The sequence below is a fragment of the Methylorubrum zatmanii genome (assembly GCF_014845115.1).
GTDB classification, from domain to species: domain Bacteria; phylum Pseudomonadota; class Alphaproteobacteria; order Rhizobiales; family Beijerinckiaceae; genus Methylobacterium; species Methylobacterium zatmanii.
Window position 1 is genome coordinate 19,634 of sequence record NZ_NKUI01000190.1, and the last position, 25,096, is coordinate 44,729.

The 25,096-nt window shown below is 70.1% G+C and carries 27 protein-coding genes; 17 read left to right on the top strand and 10 right to left on the bottom strand.

Translation table 11 applies throughout. The annotated features are described in order from the left end of the window. Positions 1–2: 2 nt before the first annotated feature. From MZTS_RS20125 to MZTS_RS20165, 9 genes are all read left to right on the top strand, one after another. Positions 3–1,022, top strand: a complete 1,020-nt coding sequence (locus tag MZTS_RS20125) for a VWA domain-containing protein (protein WP_192285172.1) — start codon at positions 3–5, stop codon at positions 1,020–1,022. Continuing rightward, positions 1,019–1,942, top strand: coding sequence for a VWA domain-containing protein (locus MZTS_RS20130; RefSeq protein ID WP_192285173.1), 924 nt, complete (start codon positions 1,019–1,021; stop codon positions 1,940–1,942). Before MZTS_RS20125 ends, MZTS_RS20130 begins: the two co-directional genes overlap by 4 nt. After that, entirely contained in the window at positions 1,942–2,880 is a 939-nt protein-coding gene (locus MZTS_RS20135) for a tetratricopeptide repeat protein (protein WP_192285174.1), read from the top strand. Before MZTS_RS20130 ends, MZTS_RS20135 begins: the two co-directional genes overlap by 1 nt. Positions 2,881–2,939: 59 nt before the next feature. Next, positions 2,940–4,196: a BatD family protein gene (locus MZTS_RS20140; protein WP_192285175.1), complete on the top strand. Its 1,257-nt coding sequence runs from the start codon at positions 2,940–2,942 to the stop codon at positions 4,194–4,196. Between the two features lie 91 nt (positions 4,197–4,287). Then, entirely contained in the window at positions 4,288–5,379 is a 1,092-nt protein-coding gene (locus tag MZTS_RS20145) for a catalase family protein (RefSeq protein ID WP_192285176.1), read from the top strand. A 376-nt stretch (positions 5,380–5,755) separates the two neighbouring features. Beyond that, the gene (locus tag MZTS_RS20150; protein ID WP_192285177.1) at positions 5,756–6,916 is read left to right on the top strand and encodes a YihY/virulence factor BrkB family protein; all 1,161 of its coding nucleotides are present in this window, start codon (positions 5,756–5,758) and stop codon (positions 6,914–6,916) included. 180 nt (positions 6,917–7,096) lie between these two features. Then, positions 7,097–7,513: a peptide-methionine (R)-S-oxide reductase MsrB gene (msrB, locus tag MZTS_RS20155; RefSeq protein ID WP_192285178.1), complete on the top strand. Its 417-nt coding sequence runs from the start codon at positions 7,097–7,099 to the stop codon at positions 7,511–7,513. Between the two features lie 246 nt (positions 7,514–7,759). Further along, positions 7,760–8,800 (top strand): CYTH domain-containing protein, encoded by a 1,041-nt coding sequence (locus MZTS_RS20160; protein ID WP_192285179.1) that lies wholly within the window; start codon positions 7,760–7,762, stop codon positions 8,798–8,800. A 210-nt stretch (positions 8,801–9,010) separates the two neighbouring features. After that, on the top strand, positions 9,011–9,283 hold the full coding sequence (locus MZTS_RS20165) for a hypothetical protein (RefSeq protein WP_009865864.1): 273 nt from the start codon (positions 9,011–9,013) through the stop codon (positions 9,281–9,283). A gap of 105 nt (positions 9,284–9,388) precedes the next feature. On the opposite strand, the gene MZTS_RS20170 is transcribed toward MZTS_RS20165, so the two are convergent. The 4 genes from MZTS_RS20170 to MZTS_RS20185 all read right to left on the bottom strand — a co-directional run bounded on the left by MZTS_RS20170 (position 9,389) and on the right by MZTS_RS20185 (position 14,717). After that, the gene (locus MZTS_RS20170) at positions 9,389–10,276 is read right to left on the bottom strand and encodes a DMT family transporter (RefSeq protein WP_009865863.1); all 888 of its coding nucleotides are present in this window, start codon (positions 10,274–10,276) and stop codon (positions 9,389–9,391) included. A 606-nt stretch (positions 10,277–10,882) separates the two neighbouring features. Then, positions 10,883–12,349, bottom strand: coding sequence for an HWE histidine kinase domain-containing protein (locus tag MZTS_RS20175; protein ID WP_192285181.1), 1,467 nt, complete (start codon positions 12,347–12,349; stop codon positions 10,883–10,885). Between the two features lie 276 nt (positions 12,350–12,625). Beyond that, entirely contained in the window at positions 12,626–14,158 is a 1,533-nt protein-coding gene (locus MZTS_RS20180; protein WP_192285182.1) for a malonate--CoA ligase, read from the bottom strand. A gap of 118 nt (positions 14,159–14,276) precedes the next feature. After that, positions 14,277–14,717, bottom strand: coding sequence for a hypothetical protein (locus MZTS_RS20185; RefSeq protein WP_009865303.1), 441 nt, complete (start codon positions 14,715–14,717; stop codon positions 14,277–14,279). Between the two features lie 334 nt (positions 14,718–15,051). Here MZTS_RS20185 and MZTS_RS20190 point away from each other — a divergent pair, with 334 nt between their 5' ends. Continuing rightward, positions 15,052–15,864, top strand: a complete 813-nt coding sequence (locus MZTS_RS20190; RefSeq protein WP_246482206.1) for a collagen-like protein — start codon at positions 15,052–15,054, stop codon at positions 15,862–15,864. Positions 15,865–15,888: 24 nt separating this feature from the next. Here MZTS_RS20190 and MZTS_RS20195 read toward each other — a convergent pair whose 3' ends face one another. Next, a complete protein-coding gene (locus MZTS_RS20195; protein ID WP_192285184.1) occupies positions 15,889–17,112 on the bottom strand; it encodes a TIGR03862 family flavoprotein in 1,224 nt (407 codons plus the stop codon). Between the two features lie 348 nt (positions 17,113–17,460). On the opposite strand from MZTS_RS20195, the gene MZTS_RS20200 reads away from it, so the two are divergent. Both MZTS_RS20200 and MZTS_RS20205 read left to right on the top strand, forming a co-directional pair. Then, complete coding sequence (locus MZTS_RS20200; RefSeq protein WP_192285197.1) at positions 17,461–18,507, top strand: TerC family protein; 1,047 nt, start codon at positions 17,461–17,463, stop codon at positions 18,505–18,507. 143 nt (positions 18,508–18,650) lie between these two features. Beyond that, complete coding sequence (locus MZTS_RS20205; RefSeq protein ID WP_009866423.1) at positions 18,651–18,968, top strand: hypothetical protein; 318 nt, start codon at positions 18,651–18,653, stop codon at positions 18,966–18,968. Positions 18,969–19,032: 64 nt separating this feature from the next. Here the strand turns inward: MZTS_RS20205 and MZTS_RS20210 are convergent, their stop codons facing one another. Next, positions 19,033–19,611: a type 1 glutamine amidotransferase domain-containing protein gene (locus MZTS_RS20210; protein ID WP_009866424.1), complete on the bottom strand. Its 579-nt coding sequence runs from the start codon at positions 19,609–19,611 to the stop codon at positions 19,033–19,035. Positions 19,612–19,786: 175 nt separating this feature from the next. Between MZTS_RS20210 and MZTS_RS20215 the strand changes: the two genes are divergently transcribed. Both MZTS_RS20215 and MZTS_RS20220 read left to right on the top strand, forming a co-directional pair. Continuing rightward, positions 19,787–20,008, top strand: coding sequence for a hypothetical protein (locus MZTS_RS20215; protein WP_192285185.1), 222 nt, complete (start codon positions 19,787–19,789; stop codon positions 20,006–20,008). Between the two features lie 292 nt (positions 20,009–20,300). Then, positions 20,301–20,735: a translation initiation factor 2 gene (locus MZTS_RS20220; protein ID WP_192285186.1), complete on the top strand. Its 435-nt coding sequence runs from the start codon at positions 20,301–20,303 to the stop codon at positions 20,733–20,735. 81 nt (positions 20,736–20,816) lie between these two features. Here MZTS_RS20220 and MZTS_RS20225 read toward each other — a convergent pair whose 3' ends face one another. Further along, complete coding sequence (locus MZTS_RS20225; RefSeq protein ID WP_192285187.1) at positions 20,817–21,206, bottom strand: hypothetical protein; 390 nt, start codon at positions 21,204–21,206, stop codon at positions 20,817–20,819. Between the two features lie 333 nt (positions 21,207–21,539). Between MZTS_RS20225 and MZTS_RS20230 the strand changes: the two genes are divergently transcribed. After that, positions 21,540–21,749, top strand: a complete 210-nt coding sequence (locus tag MZTS_RS20230) for a cold-shock protein (protein WP_009866236.1) — start codon at positions 21,540–21,542, stop codon at positions 21,747–21,749. A gap of 179 nt (positions 21,750–21,928) precedes the next feature. Then, positions 21,929–22,156: a hypothetical protein gene (locus MZTS_RS20235; RefSeq protein ID WP_009866235.1), complete on the top strand. Its 228-nt coding sequence runs from the start codon at positions 21,929–21,931 to the stop codon at positions 22,154–22,156. 34 nt (positions 22,157–22,190) lie between these two features. Here the strand turns inward: MZTS_RS20235 and MZTS_RS20240 are convergent, their stop codons facing one another. Next, the gene (locus tag MZTS_RS20240; RefSeq protein ID WP_192285188.1) at positions 22,191–23,009 is read right to left on the bottom strand and encodes an inositol monophosphatase family protein; all 819 of its coding nucleotides are present in this window, start codon (positions 23,007–23,009) and stop codon (positions 22,191–22,193) included. A 363-nt stretch (positions 23,010–23,372) separates the two neighbouring features. Between MZTS_RS20240 and MZTS_RS20245 the strand changes: the two genes are divergently transcribed. Beyond that, positions 23,373–23,873 carry a DUF6101 family protein gene (locus MZTS_RS20245; RefSeq protein ID WP_192285189.1) on the top strand — a complete coding sequence of 167 codons (501 nt, stop codon included), beginning with the start codon at positions 23,373–23,375 and terminating at the stop codon, positions 23,871–23,873. Positions 23,874–23,892: 19 nt separating this feature from the next. Here the strand turns inward: MZTS_RS20245 and MZTS_RS25360 are convergent, their stop codons facing one another. Then, entirely contained in the window at positions 23,893–24,093 is a 201-nt protein-coding gene (locus MZTS_RS25360) for a ribosome modulation factor (RefSeq protein WP_246482201.1), read from the bottom strand. Positions 24,094–24,136: 43 nt separating this feature from the next. Beyond that, positions 24,137–25,084 (bottom strand): 4-hydroxybenzoate octaprenyltransferase, encoded by a 948-nt coding sequence (gene ubiA / locus MZTS_RS20250; RefSeq protein WP_192285190.1) that lies wholly within the window; start codon positions 25,082–25,084, stop codon positions 24,137–24,139. Positions 25,085–25,096 lie beyond the last annotated feature (12 nt).

Genomic DNA, 25,096 nt, shown 5'->3' on the forward strand with positions numbered 1-25,096 from the left:
CGATGCCCGCTTGGATCACCGCCTTCGCCTCGGCCTTCGACTTCGCGGCGCCGCTGGCCCTGCTGCTCCTGCCCCTGCCGTTCGCGGCGCGGCTGCTTCCGCCGGAGCGGGAGGGGCGCAGCGGCGCCTTGCGGGTGCCGTCCTCCCTCGTCGGCGGCGCCGAGCCGGCGGCCGGGCTCGCCGCCCGCGGCCGGCGGCTTTCCTGGCTGATCGGGATCCTCTGGACGGCCCTCGTCGTCGCCCTCGCCGGCCCGCGCCTCGTCCTGCCCGCCACCGCCCTGCCCGCCTCGGGCCGCGAGATCATCCTCGCCCTCGATCTCTCTGGCAGCATGGAGCGCAAGGATTTCTCCCTCGACGGGCAGACGGTGAGCCGGCTCGACGCGGTGAAGCGCGTCGGAGCCGATTTCATCCGGCGCCGGGCCGGTGACCGCATCGGCCTCGTCGAATTCGCCGACCAAGCCTACGTTGCCGCCGCCCCCACCTTCGACACGGCCACCGTCGCCCGCACCCTGGAGGAGGCCACCATCGGCCTGGTCGGGCGCTCCACCGGCATCGGCGACGGGCTCGGTCTCGCGCTCAAGCGCCTCGCACCGGCCCAGATCGCCAACGCCGAGGGCGGCGGCCCGCCGCCCGCGCGCGACAAGGTGGTGGTGCTGCTCTCGGACGGCGCCAACAATGCCGGCCAGACCGCGCCGAAGGACGTCGCGCAGCTCGCCCGCGAACTCGGCGTGCGCCTCTACACCATCGCGCTCGGGCCGATCGACATGGCCGACAACCCGGATAACGAGCAGGATGTGGTCGATGTCGAGACCCTGCGGGCCATGGCCGAGGTGAGCGGCGGAAAGGCCTTCCGCGTGAAGACCACCGACGACCTGGAGAACGTGGCGAACGCCATCGACGAGTTGGAGGGCGGCCGCGCCAAGGCTCCGCCGCTGCCGCTGCGGCGCGACCTCTGGCCCTGGCCGGCGGCGCTCGCCTTCCTCTGCGCCTGCGGATTGCTGGTGACGAGGCGCCGGGCATGATCGAGTCCTTCGCCCTGCTGCGCCCGCTCTGGTTCCTGGCCCTCCCCGTCGTGGCCGTGCTGGCGCTGCGCGCCGCGTGGCGCTCGGCACCGCTCGGCGATTGGGCCAAGGCGGTCGATCCGCATCTGATGGCGCTGCTCGCCCGCCGCGGCGCGGTGCTCGGCGGGCGGCGGCAGGCCAACCTCGCCGCAGCCCTGACCGCCGGCCTCCTGGCGCTGGCGCTCACCGGCCCGGCCGTCGAGCGCCCGGAGGCCTCGACCTTCCGCAACCTCGACGCCACGGTGATCGTGCTCGACCTCTCCCGCTCGGTGACCGAGGGCGGCCACTTCAAGGAGGCGCGGCAGGCGGCGCAGGCCGTGGCGGAGGCGGCCGGCACCCGCTCCGTGGCGCTGATCGTCTATGCCGGCGACGCCTATACCGCCCTCTCGCCGACCGGCGACCGGGAGAGCCTCGGCACCACCCTGTTCGCCCTCGATGCCGACACGGTGCCCGACCGGGGCAGCCACCCCGAGCGCGGGCTGGCGCTCGCCCGCCGCACCCTGGCGGAGGCCAATGTCGTCTCCGGCGACGTGGTGCTGATCTCCGACGGCGACGGCATCGGGCAGGCCGCCGAGCGGGAGGCCGCCGCGATCCGCGACAAGGGCTGGCAGCTCCACACCCTGTTCGTCCCCGCCGCGAAGACCCTGCCGCCCGGAGCGCCGCGCCCCGACCGCGCCGCCCTCGACCGGCTCGCCGCCGCCGGAAATGGCCGAGCCGCCGATATCGACGGCCCGCAGGCGGTGCTCGACCGAGTCGGTGCCTCGACCGCCCAGCACCTCGCCGCCGGCGGCTACGGCGTCCTCGCCTTCGCCGATCTCGGCCGCTGGCTCCTGCTTCTGGCGCTGCTGCCCGCCCTCCTCCTGTTCCGCCGGAGCGCGTGATGACGGCGCCTGTCCCGCTCCGCGCCTTCGCCGGTGCCCGGCCGCTCCGGCACAGCCTGCCGCAGGCCTTCCCGCGCCACTGGCGGCGGCTTGCCCGCATCGCCGGCCTCACGCTTGCCGGCGCCGGCATCCTCGGCCTGCTGCTCGTCTCGGAGCCGCGCACGACCCTCGGTCGCCTGCTGATGGCGGCCGGCTTGCCCGGCGCGGCCCTGACCGTGTTCGACCAGCCCGCCTGGCGCGCCGTCGCCCTCTACGAGGCCGGGCGCCCTGCCGAGGCGATCCCGCTGTTCCGGGCGCAGGGCAAGCGCGGGGCCTATAATCTCGGCAACGCGCTGGCCCGCTCCGGCGATCTCAAGGGCGCCCTCGAGGCTTACGACGAGGCCCTGCTCTACAACCCCCGCGACGCCGACGCGCAGGCCAACCGCTCACTGATCGCCAAGGCGCTGGAGGAGGAGATCGACCGGGGCAAGGGCGGCGGCATCGCCAACGCCTCGGCCCAGTACGGCGCTCGCTACAACAACACCGCCAACCAGGATCAGAACGACGACATCCGCGCCACCTCCAGCGGCGAGGGGCTGGCCGGCAACAAGGAATCGAGCAGCTCCGCCTCCCTGCCCGGATCGAGCCCGGTGGCGCGGCGCGGCAAGGCCGAGCAGCAGGCGGTCGATTCCGGCAAGGGGCAGGCGCGTGGCTCGGCCAGCGACGCGGCGGGACGCGGCCGCCAGGGCAACGGCTCGGCCATGGTCGCCGCGGCGCCGGAACGCGAGGCGCGGCGCGTCACCAAGAGCTTCGAGGCGCACGAGATCCATCCCGACCGGCTCTGGCTCCAAACCCTGCCGGACGAGCCCGGCCGCTATCTCAAGCTGCGCCTCAAGGCCGAGCAGACCCGCCGGGTCGAGGCCGGCACCGCCATCCCGGGAGGCAGCAACCCGTGGTAGTTTTTTCCGGACTCTTTCGATGGGCTGCGCAGGCGCTCCTTCCCGGACGGGAAAAGAGCGTGGCGGCTCTGCTCCTGCTTCTCCTCGCCGCCCCCGCCCACGCCATCGAGCCCGGCGACCTCACCCTCACGGTCACGCCCGATCTCTCCGGCGGCGCGCCGCCCTATGCCCGCGAGATGGTGCTGCTGCGCCTGCGCGGGGTCTACCGCACCCAGGTCCTGCTGGAGGAGGTGCGCCAGCCCGCCCTCGTCAACTTCTCCTGGACCCAGCTCGGCCGCGACCATTGGGGCCGCACCCGTCTGCCGGACGGGCAGATGGCGCTGGAATTCGAGCGCACCATCGCGATCTTCCCGCAGCACACCGGCACCTTCACCATCGACCCGTTCATCCACCGGCTGACCATCAACGACAACGGCGAGCGCAAACAGGTCGACGTGCGTTCCGAGCCGATCCCGTTCCCCGTCGCCGCCTGGACCGGCGAGACCGGCGGCCCCGATGCGCCGGAGCCGTGGTGGCTGCCGGCGCGGGACGTCTCGATCACCGATTCCTGGGATCCCGACCCGGAGACCATCAACCAGGGCGAGACCGCCCGCCGGATCGTGACGCTGGAAGCGCAGGGCATGCTTGCCGAGGGGCTGCCGCCGCGCCCGGTCATGCGCACCCGCGGCATCATCACCTTCGCCGGCCCGGTCAAGCGCGAGACGATCATCACGCCCTCCGGCCCGGTGGCGCGGGCGACCTACCAATGGGACATCAAGAAGGGCGTGGCCGAGGTCATTCCCCTCGATGCGATCAAGATCCCCTGGTTCGACACTCTCTCGCGTACCCTGCGGGAGGCCGAGATCCCCGCCCGCCAGATCGGCGGCGGCCTCGTCGACCGGGAGGAGGATCTGAAGCCCGCCGCCCCGGCCTCCTGGGCAGCCCTCGCCGCGGCCGGCTCGGCCGCCTTCGGCCTCGGGCTCGCCCTGATCAGGTTCCGCACCGGACCGGCGCGCCTGCGCCTCGGGCGCGCACATGCCCGCGCCCTGCGCCGGGCCGCCGCCTCGGGCGATGCGGCGGCGTTCCGCGCGGCCCTCGCCCGGGCCGCCCAGCAGCAGCCGGATCTGGCCGCGCTCTGGCGGGCAGAGCCGGATCTGGCGGCCGACCTAACCAGCCTCGACCGGCAGGTCTTCGGCCAGGGCGCCGCGCTCGGGCAGCCGCTCGATCTCTCCGGCCTCGCGGCGAAGCTCGGCCGGCCCCGGAGAGCCCTCGCGGCAGGCTCGCTTGCACCGGCGCCGGGCCTCGCCCCCCTCGACGGCCCGCTCGCGCAAGCGTGACCGCGCTGCCGTGAACGGCCACGACGCACCTCGTGTTGGAATCCAAGTCGGCCCTCCCCCGGAGGACCGGCCGTTCCGAGAGAGGTTGGACGTGAGCGCCGCGAGCCCGATCCCCTATCACCCTTCGGTCGAGCAGCCGCGCACCGACGAAGACGACATTCACGCGCAGATGCTGGTGACCTTCGCCAAGATCCAGAACACCACCTTCGAGGATTACGGACGGGCGGTCCGGGGCGTCCACGCCAAGGCACATGGCCTGCTCGTCGGCCGCCTTGAGGTTCTGGACGATCTTCCGCCGACCCTGGCCCAAGGCCTGTTCGCGACACCCGGCTCCTACGAGGCCGTGCTGCGCCTCTCCACCAATCCCGGCGACATCCTCGACGACAGCGTCTCGACCCCGCGCGGCCTCGCCCTCAAGATCATCGGCGTCGAGGGCGAGCGGCTGGAGGGCGTGGAGGGGACGACGCAGGATTTCGTGATGGCCAACGCGCCGGCCTTCACGGCGCCGGATGACGCGGCCTTCCTCAAGAGCCTCAAGCTGCTCGCGGCCACCACCGACACGCCGCAGGTGTTCAAGAAGGCCTTCTCGGCGGTGCTGCGCGGCGTCGAGACGGTGCTGGAAAGCCTCGGCACCAAGAGCCCGACGCTGATCTCCCTCGGCGGTCACCCCGAGACCCATATCCTCGGCGAGACCTTCTACAGCCAGGTGCCCCTGCGCTGGGGCGATTACGTCGCCAAGGTCGCCGTGGCGCCGGTCTCGCCGGAGCTGACGGCGCTCACCGGAGCGAGCCTCACCGTCAACGGCAAGCCCGACGGCCTGCGCGAGGCGGTGACCGGCTTCTTCGCCGAGCACGAGGGCGTGTGGGAGTTGCGGGCACAGCTGCGCACCGACGAGGAAACCATGCCGGTCGAGGACGCCTCGAAACCCTGGCCGGAGAAGCAGAGCCCCTACGTCGCCGTGGCCCGCCTGACCGTGCCGCGTCAGGACGCCTGGAGCGAGGACAAGGTGCGCCGGATCGACGACGGCTTCGCCTTCAATCCCTGGCACGCGCTCGCCGCACACCGGCCGCTGGGCTCGATCATGCGGGCGCGCCGGGCCGCCTACCCCGCCTCCGCCGGCTTCCGGGCCGAGCATAGCGGCTGCCCGATCCACGAACCGGGCGGATCGCGGCTTTCGAACTGATCGCCTCGATTGCGGTCGAGCGAGCGCTTTGCACGCAACCGATCTTTTCGAGCATGCCCCCTGCTGCCTTGTGGGAGAGATTCGGCCCGTCGCGCCCTTAAGAACTCTCAGCACGATCTGTCACGTCCTCCCTGACACTCCTGATGTTCAGTGCCCCGGTCAGCGGGTCTCGAAGGATCCTCCAGCTCCCGCGCGGCTTCTGGAAGATCCTTCGACGCCTTCCGCTTTCTCCGGCACGTCAGGATAGGGAATCGGAGCGGAATGACGTTGTTGACGGCCGCGAGGCGTTCTCCTGTGGCGATGTCAGGGAACGGCCAAGCCTGGACGACGTTTCATCGCCGTCTTCCCCGGCGCTCGCGCCCGACCTCGTTCGACGATGCCGTCCTCCCCGCGCTCCCCCTCTCGCTCTCCTGCAGAGGGTACGGCCTCCGTGATCTGGACCCTGATGATGGGTGCGGCCCTGATCGCGCTCGCCGCCGCCCCCCGGCGCCGGCCCGACGACGAGCCGGAACCGCTCGAGCCGTCCGAGACCAAGGAGCGCAACGGCGGGGCCCATTCCCATGAGGGCCGTGCCGCCCGTTGGGTGGCAGCGACCCAGGCCGATCGCGGGCGCGATGCCGACCACCCCGGCGAGATCCCGGCCCCCGGCTGGTGGGACATCGCCATGCGGGTCTACCAGGAGTTCAACAAGGATCGGGTGCTGTCGGTGGCGGCGGGCGTCACCTTCTACACCCTGCTCTCTCTTTTCCCCGCCATCGCCGCGCTGGTGACCTGCTATGGGCTGGTGGCCGATGTGAACACCATCAACGTCCACCTCGCCTCGCTGCACGGCGTCCTGCCCGAGAGCGCCATCGACATCATCGGCGAGCAGGTGAAGCGCATCGCCACCAAGGGCAGCGGCACGCTGGGGCTCACCTTCTTCACCAGCCTCACGCTGTCGCTGTGGAGCGCCAACGCCGCCATGAAGGCGATGTTCGATGCGCTCAACGTCGTCTACGAGGAGGAGGAAAAGCGCAATTTCTTCTGGCTCAACGTCCGCTCGCTGACCTTCACCGCGGGCGCGCTGCTGTTCATCATCCTCGCCCTGACGTCGATCGTCGTGTTGCCGGTGGTGTTCAACTTCCTCGGCCTCGGCGACGGGGCGCGCCTCATCGCCATGGCACGCTGGCCGGTGCTGCTGCTGGTCCTGCTCGGCGGCCTCGCCGTGCTCTACCGCTACGGCCCGAGCCGCGAGCGGGCACGCTGGCGCTGGGTCGGCGCGGGCAGCGTCGTCGCCGGCCTGCTCTGGCTCGTCGCCTCGATCCTGTTCTCTTGGTACGTCGCGAATTTCGGCAATTACAACGAGACCTACGGCTCCCTCGGCGCCGTGATCGGCTTCATGACCTGGATCTGGATCTCGGCGACGATCGTCCTGCTCGGGGGCGAGATCAATGCCGAGATCGAGCACCAGACCGCCCGCGACTCGACCACGAGGCCGCAGGAGCCGATGGGCCGGCGCGGCGCGCGCATGGCCGACACCGTGGGCGCGGCGGCCTGACACGCCGCGCTGCCCGCCTCGGGCCATCATCCCGCCGCTCCGTGCTGAGCCGGGGCGGCGCAACGCCACGGCCACAGCTGCGCCGATGATGTCATCCGTGCTTGCGTGGGCGGGTCGCACTCGCGACAAGCGGAACCGGCACCATTTTTCATACAGAGAAAGAGACCGGAGGAACGCGACATGGCCGGATCCGACGTGGCCGACACGAACCCGGAGATCCGCAGCGATGCCGAGTGGCGCGCGGCGCTGACGCCGGAGCAGTACAGCGTGCTGCGCGAGCACGGCACCGAACGGGCGGGCACGAGTTGCCTCAACGCCGAGAAGCGGGCCGGCACCTTCTTCTGTGCCGGCTGCGGTGCGCCGCTGTTCGAGAGCGGCACCAAGTACGAATCCGGGAGCGGGTGGCCGAGCTTCTTCGCCCCCCTCGAAGGCGCCGTGGAAACGCAAGTCGACCGTAGCCACTGGATGACCCGCACCGAGGTGCATTGCGCCCGCTGCAAGGGGCATCTCGGCCACGTCTTCGAGGACGGCCCGGCGCCGACGGGCCTGCGCTACTGCATGAACGGCGTCGCCCTCGACTTCGAGCCCGAGGGCTGAATTCACACCTTGAACCCGTAATTCCCACGCCTTTTCGGCCTCCAGGCTTGCCGCGTGGTTGTTTCGGGCTCATCACTTCGCCATGAAGGTCCGCGTGAAGAAGAGGTTAACGCCCCGGTCTTCGCGGACCGCCCGCCTCAAGCGGTGGGCAGTCGCCGGTCTCACACGGGGCCGGCCTCGCGTCTCGAAGGCCGTCGCGCCCGGAGCGATTCCGGGCCGGGCATGCCGACCCGCGGAGGGAAGTGAATGAGTGTCGTTCGCCGGTTTCTCGTGGCGCCCTCGCTGGTCCGTCTCCTGCGCAAGGAGCGGGGCGGCGCCCGCGTCACCGAAGGGTATTTCGCGCCTCAGGCCGGGCGGACCTCGTTCGTGCGGGTGCAGGGCTCCAATTGCTACCTCGTGCTGATGACCGGCGCCGAGGGCGCCATGGCCGAGGAGCGCACGGAAGTGCCGCGCGCCCATGGCGAGGCCCTCCTCGATGTCTGCGCCGGCCGGGCGGTCTATGAGCGCACGACCGTGTCCCTCGGCGGCTCCGGCGAGGCGCTGATCGACCGCTACGTGCGCCCATCGGGCCTCGACATTGCCAGCTTGGTCTTTCCCGACGCCGAAGCCGCCCAGGGCTTCACGCCGCCGGTCTGGTTCGGCGCCGAGGTGACGGCGGATAAGGCCTATGACGGCCAGGCCATCGCCCTGACCGGCCTCCCGACTCCCGGCGACATCCCCCTGAGCAATGCCGCCCTGGACGCCGTGCTCGACCTGATCGAGCCGCGCTTCGGCTCCGGCCGCCCGCCGCTCTCCTCGCCGCCGAAGCCGACACCCTCGCGGGAGATCTCGGCTCCGCCGCGTCCGCCCGAGTCGCCGAAGCCGGCCCCGGTCCCGGAGGCGCTCCTGGCCGCCGCCGTGACCGAGCCGACGAGCCCGCCCGAAGCGAAGTCCGAGGAGCAACCTCAGCCGAGCGAAGAGCCTCCCCCGGCCGAGAGCGCACCGGAGCCGGTTGCGGAGGCGAAGCCGGAGGAGTCCGCACCAGCGGAAGCTTCCGCCCCCGAACCGGCTGCTCCGCCGGCCGAGGAGCCGCAGAACCCGGCCGCAGCCGCCGAGGCGCCGCCTCCGGCCGCAGCCGAGTCGTCGGAGAAGCTGCCGCCGGATGCGCGCATCGACGACGTGATCGAGAGCCTGTCCAAAGCCCTCGGCGCGGCGATCCGCAACCCGCAGGAGCCGAGCCGCGACGAGGAGGTGACCGAGGCGTTCGAGCGCTGGCAGGTCCGGCCGCGGCGCACGCAGCAGACCTGACACGGCGTCACCGCCGACCGTTTCGACAGGATGTTTTCAGGCGCCGGTTCTCGCGAGAGGCCGGCGCCTTCGCATGTCCACATCTCTCCGGAGACAGCGAGCCGGCTCACCGGAACCGGAAAGGGCCAAGCTCCGTTGGGACGCATCCGGCCGCGACTCCTGAAGAGGGTTCCGCCGGCAAGTCTCGCTTCCCGAAGAGGAAATGCCGCCATGAAACGTCTCGCTGTCGTCGCCGGCCTGATGCTCTGCCTCCTGCCGTTGGCCGGTGAAGCCCAGGCCCAGGGCGTTCCCGGCGGCATGCGCCGCGGTGCGGCCGAAGGCGACCGCGTCGCCGGCCCGGTCGGCGCGGTGGTGGGCGGTGCCGTCGGCGGCGCGGTCGGCGGCGTCAACGGCGTGCTCGGCATCGATCCGGGTCGGCGCGCCTACCGCACCAACATGCGCTCGCACCGGCATCACCATCACCGCCGCCGCCACTCTCGCTGAGCTTGTACCGGGCGCGGCAGAGTTCAGAGCGCCTCACAAAACTCCCGGATTCGCGCCGCTTGACCTTCGGGCAGGACGGAGCAGCGGGAATTTTGCAAGGGACCCTCAGTCTCGCCGCGTCCGTCTGCGGGCCAGGGCATCCTCGCTGAGCAGGACGAGGCCCGAAGCGACGATCACCCCGGCGCCGAAAAGCGTCCAGACGCTCGGCACGTCGCCGAAGACGAGGTAGCCGAGCAGAACCGACCACAGGATCTGCGTGTAGATGAGGGGCGCCAGCAGGTTGGCCGGCGCCCGGGCATGGGCCAGCACCAGAAGCCAGTGCCCGACCGTGCCGAACAGCCCCACCGCCAGCAGCAGGGCCCAGACCGTGCCGGAGCCCGGCGTCGTCCAGACCCAGGGCAGGAGCGGGCTCATCACGACGAGGCCGCCGAGGCCGGTATAGAACACCGTCGTCGCCGTCGAATCGTAGGCCGCGAGCTTGCGCGTCACCAGCACGTAGAACGCGTAGCAGAGCATGTTGCCGAGGCTGAACAGCATCGCCGGCTTGGCCACGACGGCGTCCGGTCGCACGATGATGAGCACCCCGAGGAAGCCGGCCGCCACCGCCGCCAGCCGCGTGCGCGACGACCATTCCCCCAGCAGCGGCCCCGCCAGCAGCGCCACGGTGAGAGGCGCGGCGAACTGGATCGAGACCGTCTCGGCGAGCTGGAGCGAGCGCAGGGCCAGGAAGTTGCAGGCGGTGGAGCCGAACAGCAGCAGCGAGCGCAGGATCTGCAGGGGCAGGCGGCGGGAATGCGCCACACCGGGCCGCGTCACCGGGTTGAGAAAGGCGGTGACCAGCGCGACGTTGACCGCGTAGCGCATGAAGGTGGTGAGCAGCGGATCGACGCCCGCCCCCGCCAGGACCTTGCCGGTGGTATCGAGGCCGGCGAAGAACACCGGGGCCGCGCACATCAGGGCGATGCCAGCGAGCCGCCGCGGATCGCGGGCCATGCTCCGCCCCGCCTCGGCGGGCTGTTTCGCGGACACGTCGATTCTCCGGGGCTTCGCGGATCGGTTTCGGGCCGAGGCCGTAAACCAAGCCGCAACGGCGCGCATCCGCCGGGATCAAGACGGCTGCCGCACCGCCAGATCATGCCTTGTAGAGCAGGGTCATACCAAATCCGTTTGATCGCTTCGGGAAGGCGGATCTGGGCTTCGCTCAGGCGCCGCGCGGGCTTGCCGACATTTGGAACCGCCTTGATCGAGCGGTTCCCGTATCAGAGCCTGTTTCGAGCCTGCTCTCCTGGGATTTCTCGACACCCTCGTGCCGAGGCGCCGAGCGAAGCTTGAATGTCTCTCACAACACGCCCGCTGCGCCGTCGCCGCCAGAGAGGACACGATGCGGAATCGGGAGTTTTGTGGGGCACGCCAAGCCGCGCCCCCCCGGAACGGTCGATCCTGCGAGATCGGGCGACCGGGACAGGCGGTGCGGTGTGCTTCGAGGTCCCCTGATGCGAGAGGGACTTGCCAGCAGGAGGGACTTGGCGGAAGCCTCGCGACCGCAAGGATCCCGAGCCCCGATGCGGGCTCGCCGATCACGCTTCCTCTGCGAGCGCCTCAGCCGCCCTCGGGCTCCGGCAGGGGCGCTTCCACGGTCAGGACGAGGCCGTAGGGGCGGTAATCGATCTTCGCCTCGCCGCCGAACTCGGCGGCCAGCACCCGCTCGATCATGCGGGTGCCGAAGCCGACGCGCGAGGGCTTCTCGACCGGTGGGCCGTCGACTTCCTCCCAGCGCATCACGAGGCGCTGGGAGGCCGTGCCCTCGACGTCCCAGTTCAGGATCACCCGGCCCGACTCGTTCGAGAGACCGCCATACTTCACGGCATTGGTAGCGAGTTCGTGCAGCGCCATCACCACGGCCAGCGTCAGGCGCGAGGTCAGGCGCACCTCCGGCCCGCCGACGCGGATGCGGTTGCGCGGGGTGACTCGGAACGGCTGCAGCGCGCTCTCCACCGCCTCGGCGAGGGTGGCGCCGGCGGTCGTCTCCGAGGTGAGGATGTCGTGGGCGCAGGCCAGGGAGTTGAGTCGCGCGTCCAGGGTCTTGCGCGCATCCTCCAGCGAGGCGGCGTTGCGTAGGGTCTGGTGGGCGATGGACTGAACGGTGGCGATGGAGTTCTTGACCCGGTGCTTCATCTCGGCGGCGAGCAAGGCACTCTGCTCATCGGCCCGCTTGCGGTCCGTCACGTCGAGGGAGATGCCGGCCATGGAGAGGGGCGACCCGTCCGCCCGGTAAGAGGCCCGGCCGCGCAGCTGAACCCAGCGGACCTCGCCGCCCGGCGCCGCGACGCGGTGCTCCACGTCGTAATCGGTCCGGCCCGCGATGGCCGCCTGCATCGCCGCCTGCATCCGCTCGCGGTCATCCGGCACCACCGCGGCGACGAGATCGTCATAAGTGAAGGGCTCGCCGAGCGGCCGGCCGAAATTGAGCTTGCACAGGTCCGAGGCGACGAGGCGGCGCTCGGTCAGATCGAGGCTCCAGGCCCCGAGCCGGCCGGCGGCGAGCATGAATTCGAGGCGGTGCTCGCTGCGGGTCAGGTCGTCGTTGCGGCGCTCGATCTCCTGCTCCAGGGCGTCGCGGTCGCGCTGGAGCCGCACCAGCCGGTCGCGCTCCAGCGTCACGTCGAACTGCGAGGCGAAGAAATAGGTGAGCTGCCCCTCCTCGTCGAAGACCGGCGAGATCAGGAGGCGGTTCCAGAACACCTCGCCGCACTTCTTGTGGTTGAGCAGATCGATCTCGATCGGCACCCGCCGCTCGATCGCGTCGCGAATCCTGGCGATGTCGGCCTGGTCGGTTTCCGGCCCCTGCAGGAAGCGGCAATTGCGCCCGAGGATCTCCTCGCGGCTGTAGCCGCTGAGCTTGATGAAGGCTTGGTTGACGAAGACGATGGGGTTGTCGGGCCGGTGCGGGTCGGTGATGAGCATCGGCATCCGCGTCGCCTTGACGGCGGCGGCGAACGGATCGGAGCTGTCAGAGACGCGGACCAGTTCGGCGACGATCCGGTCCTGCTCGGCACTGCTGGTCACGGTCGAACACATCTCCCCGGTTCGATGACGGTGTAAAGCCGTCGGCGTGAGCGCCCCCATTTCCGGGACGCATGCCCCGAAGGGCGGGCCCACCGCCTGATCCTCATGCAAAGTCCCGCCGCGCTGCCGCGACGGGGACGGGATTTCAGCGGATCGGGAGTGTCGCGCGGCACTCCTATCACCGCCCGCCGCGAAGCATCACATCACAGACGTGAGAGCAGGGCCCCTCGAAATGAGGCGACGGGTCGCGGTCAAGAACCGGCGCAAGATCATACGCTAGCAGCGGTAGAGCTCGGCATGGGCCTCGCGCAAAAGATTCTTTTGCACCTTGCCCATTGTGTTGCGTGGCAGATCCGGCGCGAACAGCACGCGCTTGGGGCATTTGTACTTGGCGAGCCGGCCTTCGAGGGCGGCGATGATCGAAGCCTCGTCCGGGGCATTGGCGCCCGGCACCACCACCGCCGTGACGCCCTCGCCGAAATCGGCGTGCGGCAGGCCGATCACCGCCGACTCGACCACGCCCGGAAGCGCATCGATCTCGGTCTCGATCTCCTTCGGATAGACATTGTAGCCGCCGGTGATGATGAGATCCTTGCCGCGGCCAACGATATGGACGTAGCCGTCGCGGTCGATCTTGCCGAGATCGCCGGTGATGAAGAAGCCATCGACCTTGAGTTCGGCGGCGGTCTTCTCCGGCATGCGCCAATAGCCCTTGAACACGTTCGGACCCTTGACCTCGATCATCCCGACCTCCTCGGGGCCGAGGGGCGCCCCGGTTTCGGGATCGACGACGCGCAGCGCGACCCCCGGCAGCGGGAAGCCGACCGTGCCGGCCCGCCGCGCGCCCTCATAGGGGTTGGAGGTGTTCATGTTGGTCTCGGTCATGCCGTAGCGTTCGAGGATCGCGTGGCCGGTGCGCTCCGACCATTCCCGATGGGTCTCGGCGAGCAGGGGCGCCGAGCCCGACACGAACAGGCGCATATGGGCCGTCGCCTCCCTCGTCAGGCCCGGCTCCTTGAGCAGGCGGGTGTAGAAGGTCGGCACCCCCATCATCGCGGTGGCCCGCGGCATCAGCTCCAGGATCTTGCCCGCATCGAGCCGGGGCAGGAACAGCATCGTGCCGCCTGTGGCCAGAACGATGTTGGTGGCCACGAACAGGCCGTGGGTGTGGAACACCGGAAGCGCGTGGATCAGCACGTCGTCAGGGCCGAAGTGCCAGTACTGCGCCAGGGTGAGGGCGTTGGAGGCGAGGTTGTCGTGGCTCAGCATGGCGCCCTTGGAGCGCCCGGTCGTGCCCGAGGTGTAGAGGATCGCCGCGAGGTCGTCGGGCCCACGGGGAATGTCGGCGAAGTCGGTGCTGGCCCCGTCCGCGGCCTCGGCCATGCTCCCGCTCCCGCCGGCATCCAGGGTGCGGATCTCAGGGACGCCGGCTCGGCCGGCGACCTCGGACAGCTCGGCCGCGCGGGCCGGATCGCAGACGAACAGGGCGGGCTCGGCATCGCCGAGGAAATAGGCGATCTCCGGCCCGGTATAGGCGGTGTTGAGCGGCAGGAAGACCGCGCCCGCCCGCACCGCGCCGAGATAGAGGAAGATCACCTCGGCGCTCTTCTCGACCTGCACCGCCACCCGGTCGCCGGGCCTCACCCCGAGGCCGGCGAGGGCCCCGGCATAGGCCCCCGAACGGGCGAGCAGGTCGGCATAGCTGAACCGCTTGCCGTCATGCGTCTCGATGAAGGTCTTGCCGCCCGGATCGGCCGGGAGATGGGTGCGCACGAGGTCGAACAGGTGGTTGACGGTCGGGTCGGCCATCTCGCGTTTCCTTCCAGGACCCTTTTCGAGGATCATTGGCCTCCGCATTGGCGCGGGCGCGCGCTTCGTTCAAGCGCGAACGCGTTCCAGGGGCCTCCGATGCCTGCCGGCTGAAGCCTCACTCCGTCGGGATACGCCCGACCGAACAGAGGGTGCGCAGGCTGCCGGCGCTGTCGGTGTAGCAGCTCGCCGACCAGCCGTTCTGCTGGATGAACGACTTGCGGCCCTCGCGCAGGGCCGTCTCGTAGGCTCGGCCCAGGATCGGCTGCACGGTCTGCGCCGGCTCGCCGACCACCAGCTCCGAGGCCTGGGTCAGCTCGCGGAAATACTCGGGCGATGGCGAGGCATCGGACGACGAGGCCTGGACGATGGGCTGGGCGCGGCAGGTCAGGTCGAGCCGCACCCCGCTCGCCGCGCGGATGTCGATGCTCGGGCCGACCCGGCGGCCGACCTTCTTCGCGCCGACGGCCTGGGCGATCCGGGCGGCGAGCCCGTCGCATTCGTCGGCCTGTGCGGCGGTGGAGACGAGGAGCAGGACGGCGAGGAGCGGGCGCAGCATGACGGCAATCGGTCTTCAGGGGCGCTCCCAATCGGCCGCACGGCCATCGCAACGGCCGGGCCCGGAAGCTCAAGCGGCCTTCTTACGGCATCGGCTCGGCGCTGGCTTGCGATTTTCCATATCCCTTCCCCCGAGCGCGCCGGGGACATCTGGGGACAGAGCTGTGGACAGCTATGAAAAAGGCGTCTCGCACGAAATGGATGGCCTGTGGACATCGCCTGTTGTCCGCTGTGGACATCACGGCGGGCTTGACCGTGGGGAGCCCGCGACGGAAACCTTCGCCCCGCCGCGCTTGAGAACGGCGCAGATCATGGGGAGAGCCGGGATGCCAGCGATGCGCGCCGTGAGACCTTTCGCGTGGCCGATCCTGATCGCGATGGGGTTCGCTCTCGCCGCTCCGGCCTCGGCGCAGCAGCCGGCGCAGAACGAGACCGCTCCGCCGCGTCCCGCCCGTAACCGGCCGAAGCCGCCGAGCCAGCCGATCCAGATCTGGGATGCCCGCATCGAGGGCGGCGATCTGCGCATCAGCGGCAGCGTGCGCAAGGCCGGCGCGACCGTGATCCTCGACGACGACATCTCGGTCCTGTCCGACCGGCGCGGACGCTTCGAGTTCCGGCTGCCTTACCGGCCCGCGACCTGCGTCGCGGTCGTCAAGGCCGGAGAGGACGAGCGGGAAGCGGTCATCGCCCATTGTGCTCCGGAGGGGCCGGCCGGCAAGGCGGGCGAAACCGGGCCGCAGGGCAGCGCCGGGCTTCAGGGGCCGCCCGGCGCGGCGGGCCCGAAGGGCGAGCCGGGGCCCAAAGGCGAGCAGGGACCGAAGGGAGACCAGGGACCGAAGGGCGAGGCAGGCCCCGCCGGCCCGCCCGGCCCCAAGGGAGACACCGGTCCCAAAGGAGACACCGGCCCCAAGGGCGATCAGGGAGCTCCCGGCCCGAAGGGCGAAGCCGCCACGGCGGGCGCGGCGCCGTTCCGGGTCGTGCGCGCCCTCTCCTGCCCGGAGACCGGCTGCTCGCTCTCCTGCGAGACCGGTGAGGTGCTGGCCTCTGCCACCTGTCAGAAGGGTGGCCCGGCCAACCTGGACTCGGACGCGCAGGGCACCTGCCCGGCGGGCAGCACCGGCATGATCGGTCTCTGCGCCCGGCCCTGATGTCGTGCCCCCTCCGGCCCTGGCTCAGTTCCTCGTCCTGAGCCAGTCGATCATCCCGTCGGCCGCAGCCCGGCCGACGGCGAAGGCCGCCTGCAACAGATAGCCGCCAGTGGGGGCCTCCCAGTCGAGCATCTCGCCGGCAACGAAGGTGCCGGGCCGGGCCCGCAGCATGAACCGGTCATCCAGACCGGCGAAGGCGACCCCGCCCGCCGTCGAGATCGCCCGCGCGATCGGCGCCGCCGCCCGCAACCGCAGGGGGGCCGCCTTGATCGCCGCCGACAGTGCTCCGGCCTCGGTGGGCAGGGCATTGGCATGGGCCTCCCGCAGCAGGCCGGCGGCAACCGGGCCGAGGCCGGCCGCCTTGCGCAGGCGCGTCGACAGGCTCTCGCCGGGCCGGGTCCGGGCGAGGCGGGCGGCGAGCGCCCCGGCCTCGAGATCCGGGCGCAGGTCGAGAATCAGTTCGGCGGCGCCGTCGCGCTCGATGGCCTCGCGGATCGGACGCGACAGGGCGTAGATCACGCCGCCTTCGAGGCCATCGGCCGTCGCCACGGCCTCGCCGCGGGCAGTCACGGCGCCGATCCGCGCGGCGATGCGCTTGAGCGGTTCCCCAGCGAAGCGCCCGGAGAAATGCGCCGACCACGCGACGGCGAAACCGACATTGGCAGGCTTGAGGGGCGCGACAGCGATGCCCTCCTCCGTCAGGAGCGGCACCCAAGCCCCGTCCGATCCGAGCCGAGGCCAGCTCGCGCCGCCGAGCGCCAGGAGGGCCGCCCGTGGCCGAACGACCAGCGGCCCGTCCGGCGACGCGAAGGACAAGGCCTCCGGCTCCAGCCCGACGAGGCGGTGCCGGGTCTGGATCCTGACGCCGGAGGCGTCGAGCCGGGCAAGCCACGCCCGCAGCAGCGGCGAAGCCTTGAAACTTTTCGGGAAGACCCGCCCGCTCGAGCCGACGAAGGTCGCTTGGCCGAGGCCCTCGCACCAGGCCCGCAGGGCCTGCGGCGGAAAGGCCTCGATGGCGGCGAGCAGGCTCGGATGCGCCGGGTGGTAGCGTGCGAGGAAGTCGGCCAGCGGCTCGGAATGGGTGAGGTTCAGCCCGCCCCGGCCGGCGATGAGCAGCTTGCGGCCGACCGAAGGCATCCGGTCATAGACCGTGACCGGCCATCCCGCCCCGGCCAACACCTCCGCCGCGGCAAGGCCCGCCGGCCCGCCGCCGACGATGGCGATATCCTTGTCCCGATCCGCATCCATGGCCTGCGGGAGGGCCCCGAGATGCCGCCGCTGTCAAGCCGGATGAGATCCGCAGCGTCGGATGCCGTCCCCGATTCTGCCCCGGGGAGCGAGCGGCGGTTCACTTTTCCGGGTGAGCCGCCGGATGAAAATCGCGCTGCCCTTGATTCGACGTGATCGGACCTCTAACTGCGCGGCATCGGCTGCGGGCCCCTCTGGCGGAACGCGAACCGGATCGCTCACGACACTCCCGCGACGCGGGAGCGTTTCTCCCGCCCAACGACGGGACGTTCGTGAGAGATACGGAAGACGCGTCCGCGATGTCGGAGCCGATGCTTTCCTCCACAGAAGCATCCGGTCCGCGCGATGATGATGGATATGTTGACCCAAGGGCTCAGCCAGGGGCTCGGCCACGAATGGCTCGGCAAGCCCGTTTGGATGTGGCTCGGCTTCCATGCCCTGGTGGCCGCCCTGCTCGCCTTCGATCTCGGCCTGCTCCACCGGGACAAGGATCACGAGATCGGCGTGAAGGAGAGCCTGCTCCTCACCGCCTTCTACTTCAGCCTCGGCCTCGTCTTCGGCGGCTGGATCTGGTGGATGCTCGGGCCCGACCCGGCCCAGGAATACGTCACCGGCCTCGTGATCGAGAAGTCGCTGTCGATGGACAACGTCTTCGTGATCGCGGTGATCCTCACCTCCCTCGGCGTGCCGCGGGCGGCCCAGCACCGGGTGCTGGTCTGGGGCATCCTGGCCGCCGTGCTGCTGCGCGGCCTGATGATCGGGCTCGGCTCCGCCCTGGTGAGCCAAGCTCATTGGGTCCTGTCGCTGTTCGCCGTCTTCCTGCTCTATGTCGGCATCAAGATGCTGGTCTCGAAGGACGAGGGCGAGCAGGACATCCAGAACAGCGCCTCCATGCGCCTGCTGAAGAAGTGGGTGCGCGTCACCGACAAGCCGGAGGGCCAACACTTCATCGTCCGCAAGCCCGACCCGAAGACCGGCAAGACGGTGCGCTGGTTGACGCCGTTGGCGGTGGCGCTGGTGCTGGTCAACATCGCGGACGTGATCTTCGCGGTCGATAGCGTGCCGGCGATCTTCGCCATCACCACCGACCCGTTCATCGTCTACACCTCGAACATCTTCGCGATCCTCGGCCTGCGCGCCCTCTATTTCGCGCTCGCCGCGATGGTGGACCGCTTCGCCTACCTGAAGACGGCGCTCGCCTTCATCCTGCTGTTCATCGGCGCCAAGATCGTGGTGGCCGATACGCTGGAACTGGTCCACCTGCCGCCGTGGGTCTCCCTCGTCGTCACGCTGGTGTTGCTGACCCTCGGCATCGTCTACAGCCTGTGGCGCACCCGCGGCGCCACGGAGACCGAGCACGAGAAGGCCCGCGCCGAGGTCGCGCATCGGGTCTGACCCCGGCGGGAACGAGGCAACCGTCCCGTTCCCGATCCGGCACGGCGCATCCGCACGATCGAGAGCGCTTCGTTCACGATCTTGCGCGATCCTGTCGGCAGACCGGGGAACCGGTCGCGTTCCCTGCGTTTTCCGAGCCCGACATGCGTCGTTTCCTGACCAGCGGCATCAAGGCGATCCTGGCCATCGCGGTGCTGTCGACCGCGGCCCATTGGGCGATGCGGGTGCAACGCGAGCCGGCGGCCCCCGCCCTGCCGGTCGCCGCGCTCGCCGAGCCGACCGTCACCGGTTCGCTTGCCCCCCGCAAGCCTGAGCGATCCACTGCGGAAGCGGCCATCGTGCCGGCCAGCCTCGGCGGGGGGCTCGACCAGCAGCATCTCGCCAAGCTGATGGCTGGCGCCTCGACCGAGCGACCGAAGCCGCAGAAGGCCGTCGCCAAGCGCGAAGCATCGGCCCGCTGAAGCCTGATCGCAAAAAGGCCGCCAGCCCTGGGCTGACGGCCTCTTTACGTTTCGCTCGAATGGATCAGGCGGCGAGCTGACGCGGCTCGTGGCGGCCTTCCTTCACCTCCTCGACGATCTTGGCGCAGAAGGCGTCGAGATCGCCGGGATTGCGGCTGGTGACGATGCCGCCATCGGTGACGACGTCCTTGTCCTGCCAGTTACCGCCGGCATTGATCACATCGGTCTTGATCGAGGAGAACGAGGTCAGCGTGCGGCCCTTGACCGCGCCGGCCTCGATCAGCAGCCAGGGCCCGTGGCAGATCGCGGCCACGACCTTGCCGGAGGTGAGGAAGCTGCGGATCACCTCGATCGCCTTGGCTTCGACCCGCAGCTTGTCCGGGTTGATCTGGCCGCCCGGCAGCACCAGGGCATCGTAATCGGCGGGGTTCACACTCTCCAGGTCGAGATCGACGGCGACGTCCTTGCCCCAATCGGTCTTGTCCCAGCCGCGGATCGTGCCCTTGGATTGACGCGATTGCGGGCTCGCGACCGTTACCGTCGCCCCGGCCTCCTTCAGCTTGGCCTGCGGCACGGTGAGTTCGCTCTCCTCGAAACCGTCGGTGGCGAGAATGAGGATCTTGGCTTCGCGAATATCAGGCATGCTGTCGCTCCGTTCCAAACGGGATTTGCCGGGCAACGGGCGGTCCCGGCGCCGGTTCCGCGCCTGGCCATCGGGCCGCACCCGGATCGGGCACCTGAGACGAATGGAGAACGGAACCGGACCGGCGGGGATGTGTTGGTCCGCCATCTCCCCGCAACCAGATTGGAGACGGTCCATGGCCAATCCTGGCGTCCCGACCCCTGAACCCATTCCCGGCGGCCAGATCCCCGGCGACCTCCCCCCGCCGCCGCAGCCGGACGATCAGCCGGATATCGGCCCGACCGGCCCACGCACGCCCTATCCCGTGAACGATCCGGATATCGACGAGCCTAGGGGGCCTGGCTCCGAGCCGGATTATCTCCCCGGCGGACCGACGGATCCCGGCATCCGCCTCTGATGCGGGATCCGCTCGATCAGCGGATCCCGTCTCGGCAAGCCCGCGCGGCGCCTGAGCGAAGCCCGAATCCGCCATCCCGAAAGGATCGGCCGGATTGGGTATGACAGGAGTCCCCATCCCGGCGCGGAAAGACCGGAGATGGGGCTCGACAGAATGTTACATTTGCGAGACACGCTGGCGGAGAGACGGGTTATCACCACAACTCCAGAGGGCGCACGCTTGCGTTGAGACGACAAGGTCTCGACAACCCTGCCCCGGCCGCACGCAGAGGCGGCAGGGGGACATCCCATCCATGTTCAAGCAAAGTCTGACCGCCGCGCTCGTCGCGGTGAGCGTTGCCGCCTGCGGAAGTGTCACGCGGGGCACCTCCGAACTGATCGCCTTCACTTCGGAGCCGCCCGGCGCCGCCGTCGCCACGACGACGCAGCGCTTCTGTGCGACGACCCCGTGCTCGCTCGACATTCCCCGCTCGGAAGAGTTCGACGTCACCTTCACCAAGCCCGGCTTCCGGCCGCAGACAGTGCCGGTGCGGACCAAGTTGGTCGGCAACGGCGCGGCGGGCTTCGCCGGCAACGTTCTGGTCGGCGGTGTCATCGGCATGGGCGTCGATGCCTATACCGGCGCGGCCATGGACCATACGCCGAACCCGGTCGCGGTCACGCTGGTGCCGGAGGCCCTGCCGAGCGCGGAACGCCATCGCCGTCGCCGTGGCAAGCCCGAGGTCTGAGCAGCGCGCGGCGTTCAGAGCCACGACATCCGCCCTCCCGGGGGAACGAGCGGATGTCGTGAGAGGCCGGCCTCAGGTCTTTCAATGTCCGCCGTGGGAGGCGCGCACATCCCGCGGCGCGGCCAGGATCTCGCTGAGGCTGGTGGCAACGTGACGCGCCTCCTCGTCGGTCAGGCGCAATTGGAAGGGCGGTAGGGCCCCGGCCTGAAGCGCCACCACCGCCTGACCCTGCTCGTCGGTGCCGACCTCGATGGCCGACGAGGTCACGTCGAGCATGGCGACCTCCTCGTCGCCGTTATCCTCCGGCAGATCGACCTCCCCGTCGTCATCGATCGCGGTCAGGAGTTGACCGACGGCGCGCACCAGGGCGCGGGCGGCGCGGGCATCCATCACCACCGCCGTCGATTGGTCGTCCTTCTGGAACGAGAGCTGGATGTTCGCGCCTTCGAGGGAAACCGAGATGCCCGCCATGAACTGCCTGACTGCACTGCCTGAGGGCGATGCGTAACCGCCTGGATTGACGTTCATATATGCACCGGCCTCGCGCTTTGTCACAGGGTGGCGAGGCGGCTCACCGCCGCCCCGGGCGGGGCCTGCGGCGGGACGCGCAGGCCCCGCCGCCTGTTCGTGCCTTGTTAAAGCCGCATCCGCGGCCTACATACAGATCTGACGAGCGCGCCAAAGCGATTGGCTGGACAGCCATCCCATATGTCGCTCGCCACCCCGCAACATCGGCGGACGATGCCACGTGCTCGCTTCGAGCAGATGCTTGCGCTTGGCTTTTAGAACGACAAGGAAGTTTTCGTGGATACTGGCACTGTTAAGTGGTTCAACGAGACCAAGGGCTACGGCTTCATCCAGCCCGATAACGGCGGCAAGGACGTGTTCGTCCATATCTCCGCTGTCGAGCGCGCCGGCCTGCGCAATCTCGTCGAGGGCCAGAAGGTTTCCTACGAGGTTCTGACGGACAAGCGCAGCGGCAAGGACGCGGCCGGCAACCTGCAGGCGGTCTAAAGACCGAGGCCGGATCCCGAGATCCGGCCCATCGCTTCACGCGACATCACGCGGTTCCCACCGATCGGGAATGACGGATCGTCATCCCGCGGCGGGCGCCGCTGCCGATACCAAACAACCAGAAACGACACCGGCCACGCCGATTCAAGGCGGGCATCCGGTGAGAAAGTAAAAAAACAATGACGTTCGAGTTCCGGCGCCACGCAAGCGCCATTTCGCCCGTGACCAACACGGCGACCTTTCAGGTGAACAGCTTGGTCGATACCGACACGCGCAGCCTGCGTGCCGACCTCAGCCACCTGATCGACCCTTCCTACGAGTATCATTCCCCCCGCGAACTGCGCTGGCATCTTGCCGAGCGCCTGGGGATCGCTCCCGCCGCCGTGCGGTTGCAGGAAGCGGCCTGACCGACCAGCCCCGCGCCCTCAGGAGCGGGGCTCATCATTTTTCGAGCGCCGTGAGCACAATATCCCGCAGGGCGAGCGGCGCGGCGATCAACTCTCCGTGGCGGGGCTCCGAGCGGTTGTAGAGCGCCGGCTCGCCATCGAGACCGCAGACCGCTCCTCCCGCCTCGCGCAAGATCAAATCCGCGGCGGCGATGTCCCAATCCCGCGAATCCCTGGAGACGAGGCCGAGATCGATCCGGCCTTCGGCGACCCGCGCCAGCCTCAGCGCCAGCGACGGCACGCGCTCGATGACCGTGACCGAAGGCCGCGGGCCCCGCCGCGCCGCACCCGTCAGCAATCGGTCCTGCATCGGCTTCGGGCCGGTAATGCGCGCGCCTTCCAACTGATTCTGAGCCGACACCGCGATGGCCGCGCCGTTGAGCCTGGCGCCCTCCCCCACGACCGCTTCGTAGAAATGCCCGGTGGCCGGCGCGAACACCGCTCCGAGCACCGGCTCGCCGCCACGGAGCAGCGCCACGGCGATCGACCAGTCGGGATGCCCCGACAGGAAGGCGCGGGTGCCGTCGATGGGATCGACGATCCAGACCAGGTCATGGCCGAGCCGAATGGGATCGTCGCTGGTCTCCTCCGAGAGCCAGGCGGCCTGCGGCTCGACCTGCGACAGGCGGATCTTGAGGAAGGTGTCCACGGCGACATCGGCCTCGGTCACCGGCGAGCCGCCGGCCTTCGACCAGACGCGGGCGCTCGTCTCCCCTCCCTCGCGGAAGAACGGCAGCGCGAGGGCGGCGGCCTCCTGCATCACCTCGTGCAAGACTGGCCGCAGCGCCGCCGGGGAAGGGGGTGTCTGAGTCATGAATCCGGTGAGAGCCGCTGCGCGAAGCCGGCCTCGTGCCGCTTGGGCGGCGCCGACACTCCCCTGTTTTAGGGCATCGATTCGAAAAGTGGCCACCGCTTTTCGGATCGCAGCAATGCACATCCTGTCGCTGCCATCGTGGAGGGCGGTTCTGGGGCCGCCAGCCAACTCCCTCCACCGGCGATGGTTACCCGCATTTGCACCAATCGCGGCAAGGATCCGTTGAGCAATCCGCAGACTTGGCCTCGATCTACCAACGCTTAACGCTCACTCTTAAGACGGATTGGGGGAGACGAACGGCACTGTGCTTGTCAGATCAGCGGGTCCGACAGAGACCGCGACCAGGGACAAGGCGTCGAACCGATGATGACCTTCCAGAACATGAATCAGAACTGCCGGCCCGGCCGCGAGAACGAGATCGTTTTGGGCCGGATCGAGACCGTCGCGACCCCGCTGCCGGTGTTCGGCGCGGCTCATGGCTCGACCCCGGTCGGCGTCGCCCTCGCCTTTGCCGACGATGCGGCCGATGCCTGTTGTGAGGAGCGTTTCTCGCTTCTGCTGGTCGATGCCGAGGGCGAGGTGACGATGCAGCTCGGGCCGTTCGCCGAGGAGGATATCGTGGCCCTCTGGCGCGATGTCAGCACCAAGGGCGGCCTCGCCCGGATGCTGATGCGCGAGGACGGCGCCATCGTGCCGGTGGCACAGCAGATCGGCCGGATCGTTCTCGGAAAGAGCCGCCAGCGCCGCCGCCACGCCGCGCTCAGCGGCCGCCGCCCCCGCTTCCTCGTGCGGCGCAAGACCGCCCGCCTCCCGGCCCGGCCCTGCATCCACCGGGGCGAAAGCGAGATCATCGCCCGCCACTGATCCGGCGGCGCGGCTGTCCTCAGCCGTTGGTTAGCGGCTGATCCGGCGCCCGGTCGGCGGGAGAGCCGTCATAGCCCTCGAGCCACGCCGTGCGCTCGGGTGAGTTCTGCGGATAGGGACAGGCGTCACGCGGACGCCCCCGAGCCCGGGCACGGGCCCCTTCCGTGATCGGATCGGCCGAGAGGCCCGCCGGGGGCCGGTGCGGATCTGTCTCTGTCATGGGACCGCATATGGCGCGGGGCCCGGCCCGTCGCCACGGCGCCTCAGCGCAGGCCCTGCCACAGAGCGTCGGCGGCGAGGCCCGCGAACAGGATCAGCCCGGCATTGCGGTTGGAGCGGAACAGCGCCAGGGCGCGCGGGCCGTCGCGCTCGGAAAGGGTCGCGACCTGCCGGGCGAGATGGGCGGCGAACAGCGCCAAACCGAGCCAGCCCAAGGGACCGGCACCGGCGCCGATCAGCGCGGGCACGAACAAGGTGACGGTGGCCGCGTAGCAGAGCCCGACCGCGAGGCGCAGCCGCGCCCCGAACAGCCGCGCCGAGGAATGGATGCCGACGATCTCGTCGTCCTCGATGTCCTGCACCGCGTAGATCGTGTCGTAGCCGACGACCCAGGCGACGGTGCCGGCATAGAGCCACAGGGCCGGCGCATCGACGCGGCCGAACACGGCAACCCAGCCCATCAGGGCGCCCCAGGAGAAGGCGAGGCCGAGCACCGCCTGAGGGATCGGCATCACCCGCTTCATGAACGGATAGACCGCCACCGGCACCAGCGAGAGCATGCCGACGAGGATCGCGGTCGCGTTGAATTGCAGCAGCACCGCAAGGCCGACCAGCGCCTGCACCACCAGGAACAAGGCGGCGGCCTTGGTGCTCACCTGCCCCGAGGGGAGCGGGCGCGAGCGGGTCCGCTCGACCTGGGCGTCGAGCTTGCGGTCGGCGATGTCGTTATAGGTCGATCCGGCGCCGCGCATCGCCACCGCGCCCACCAGGAACAGGGCGAGATGGCCGAGATGCGGGCCGGGCCGCCCGTCAGCCGTCGCCGCGAGCGCCGCCGACCACCAGCACGGCAACAGCAAGAGCCACCAGCCGATGGGACGCTCGATCCGTGCGAGCCGCAGATAGGGGCGTAGCCCGGCCGGCGCGAACCGGTCGGCCCAATGGCCGGCGACTGCGTCGGAGACGCGGCCGGAAGGCTCGGGACGGGGAGGCAAGATGGCGAGGGC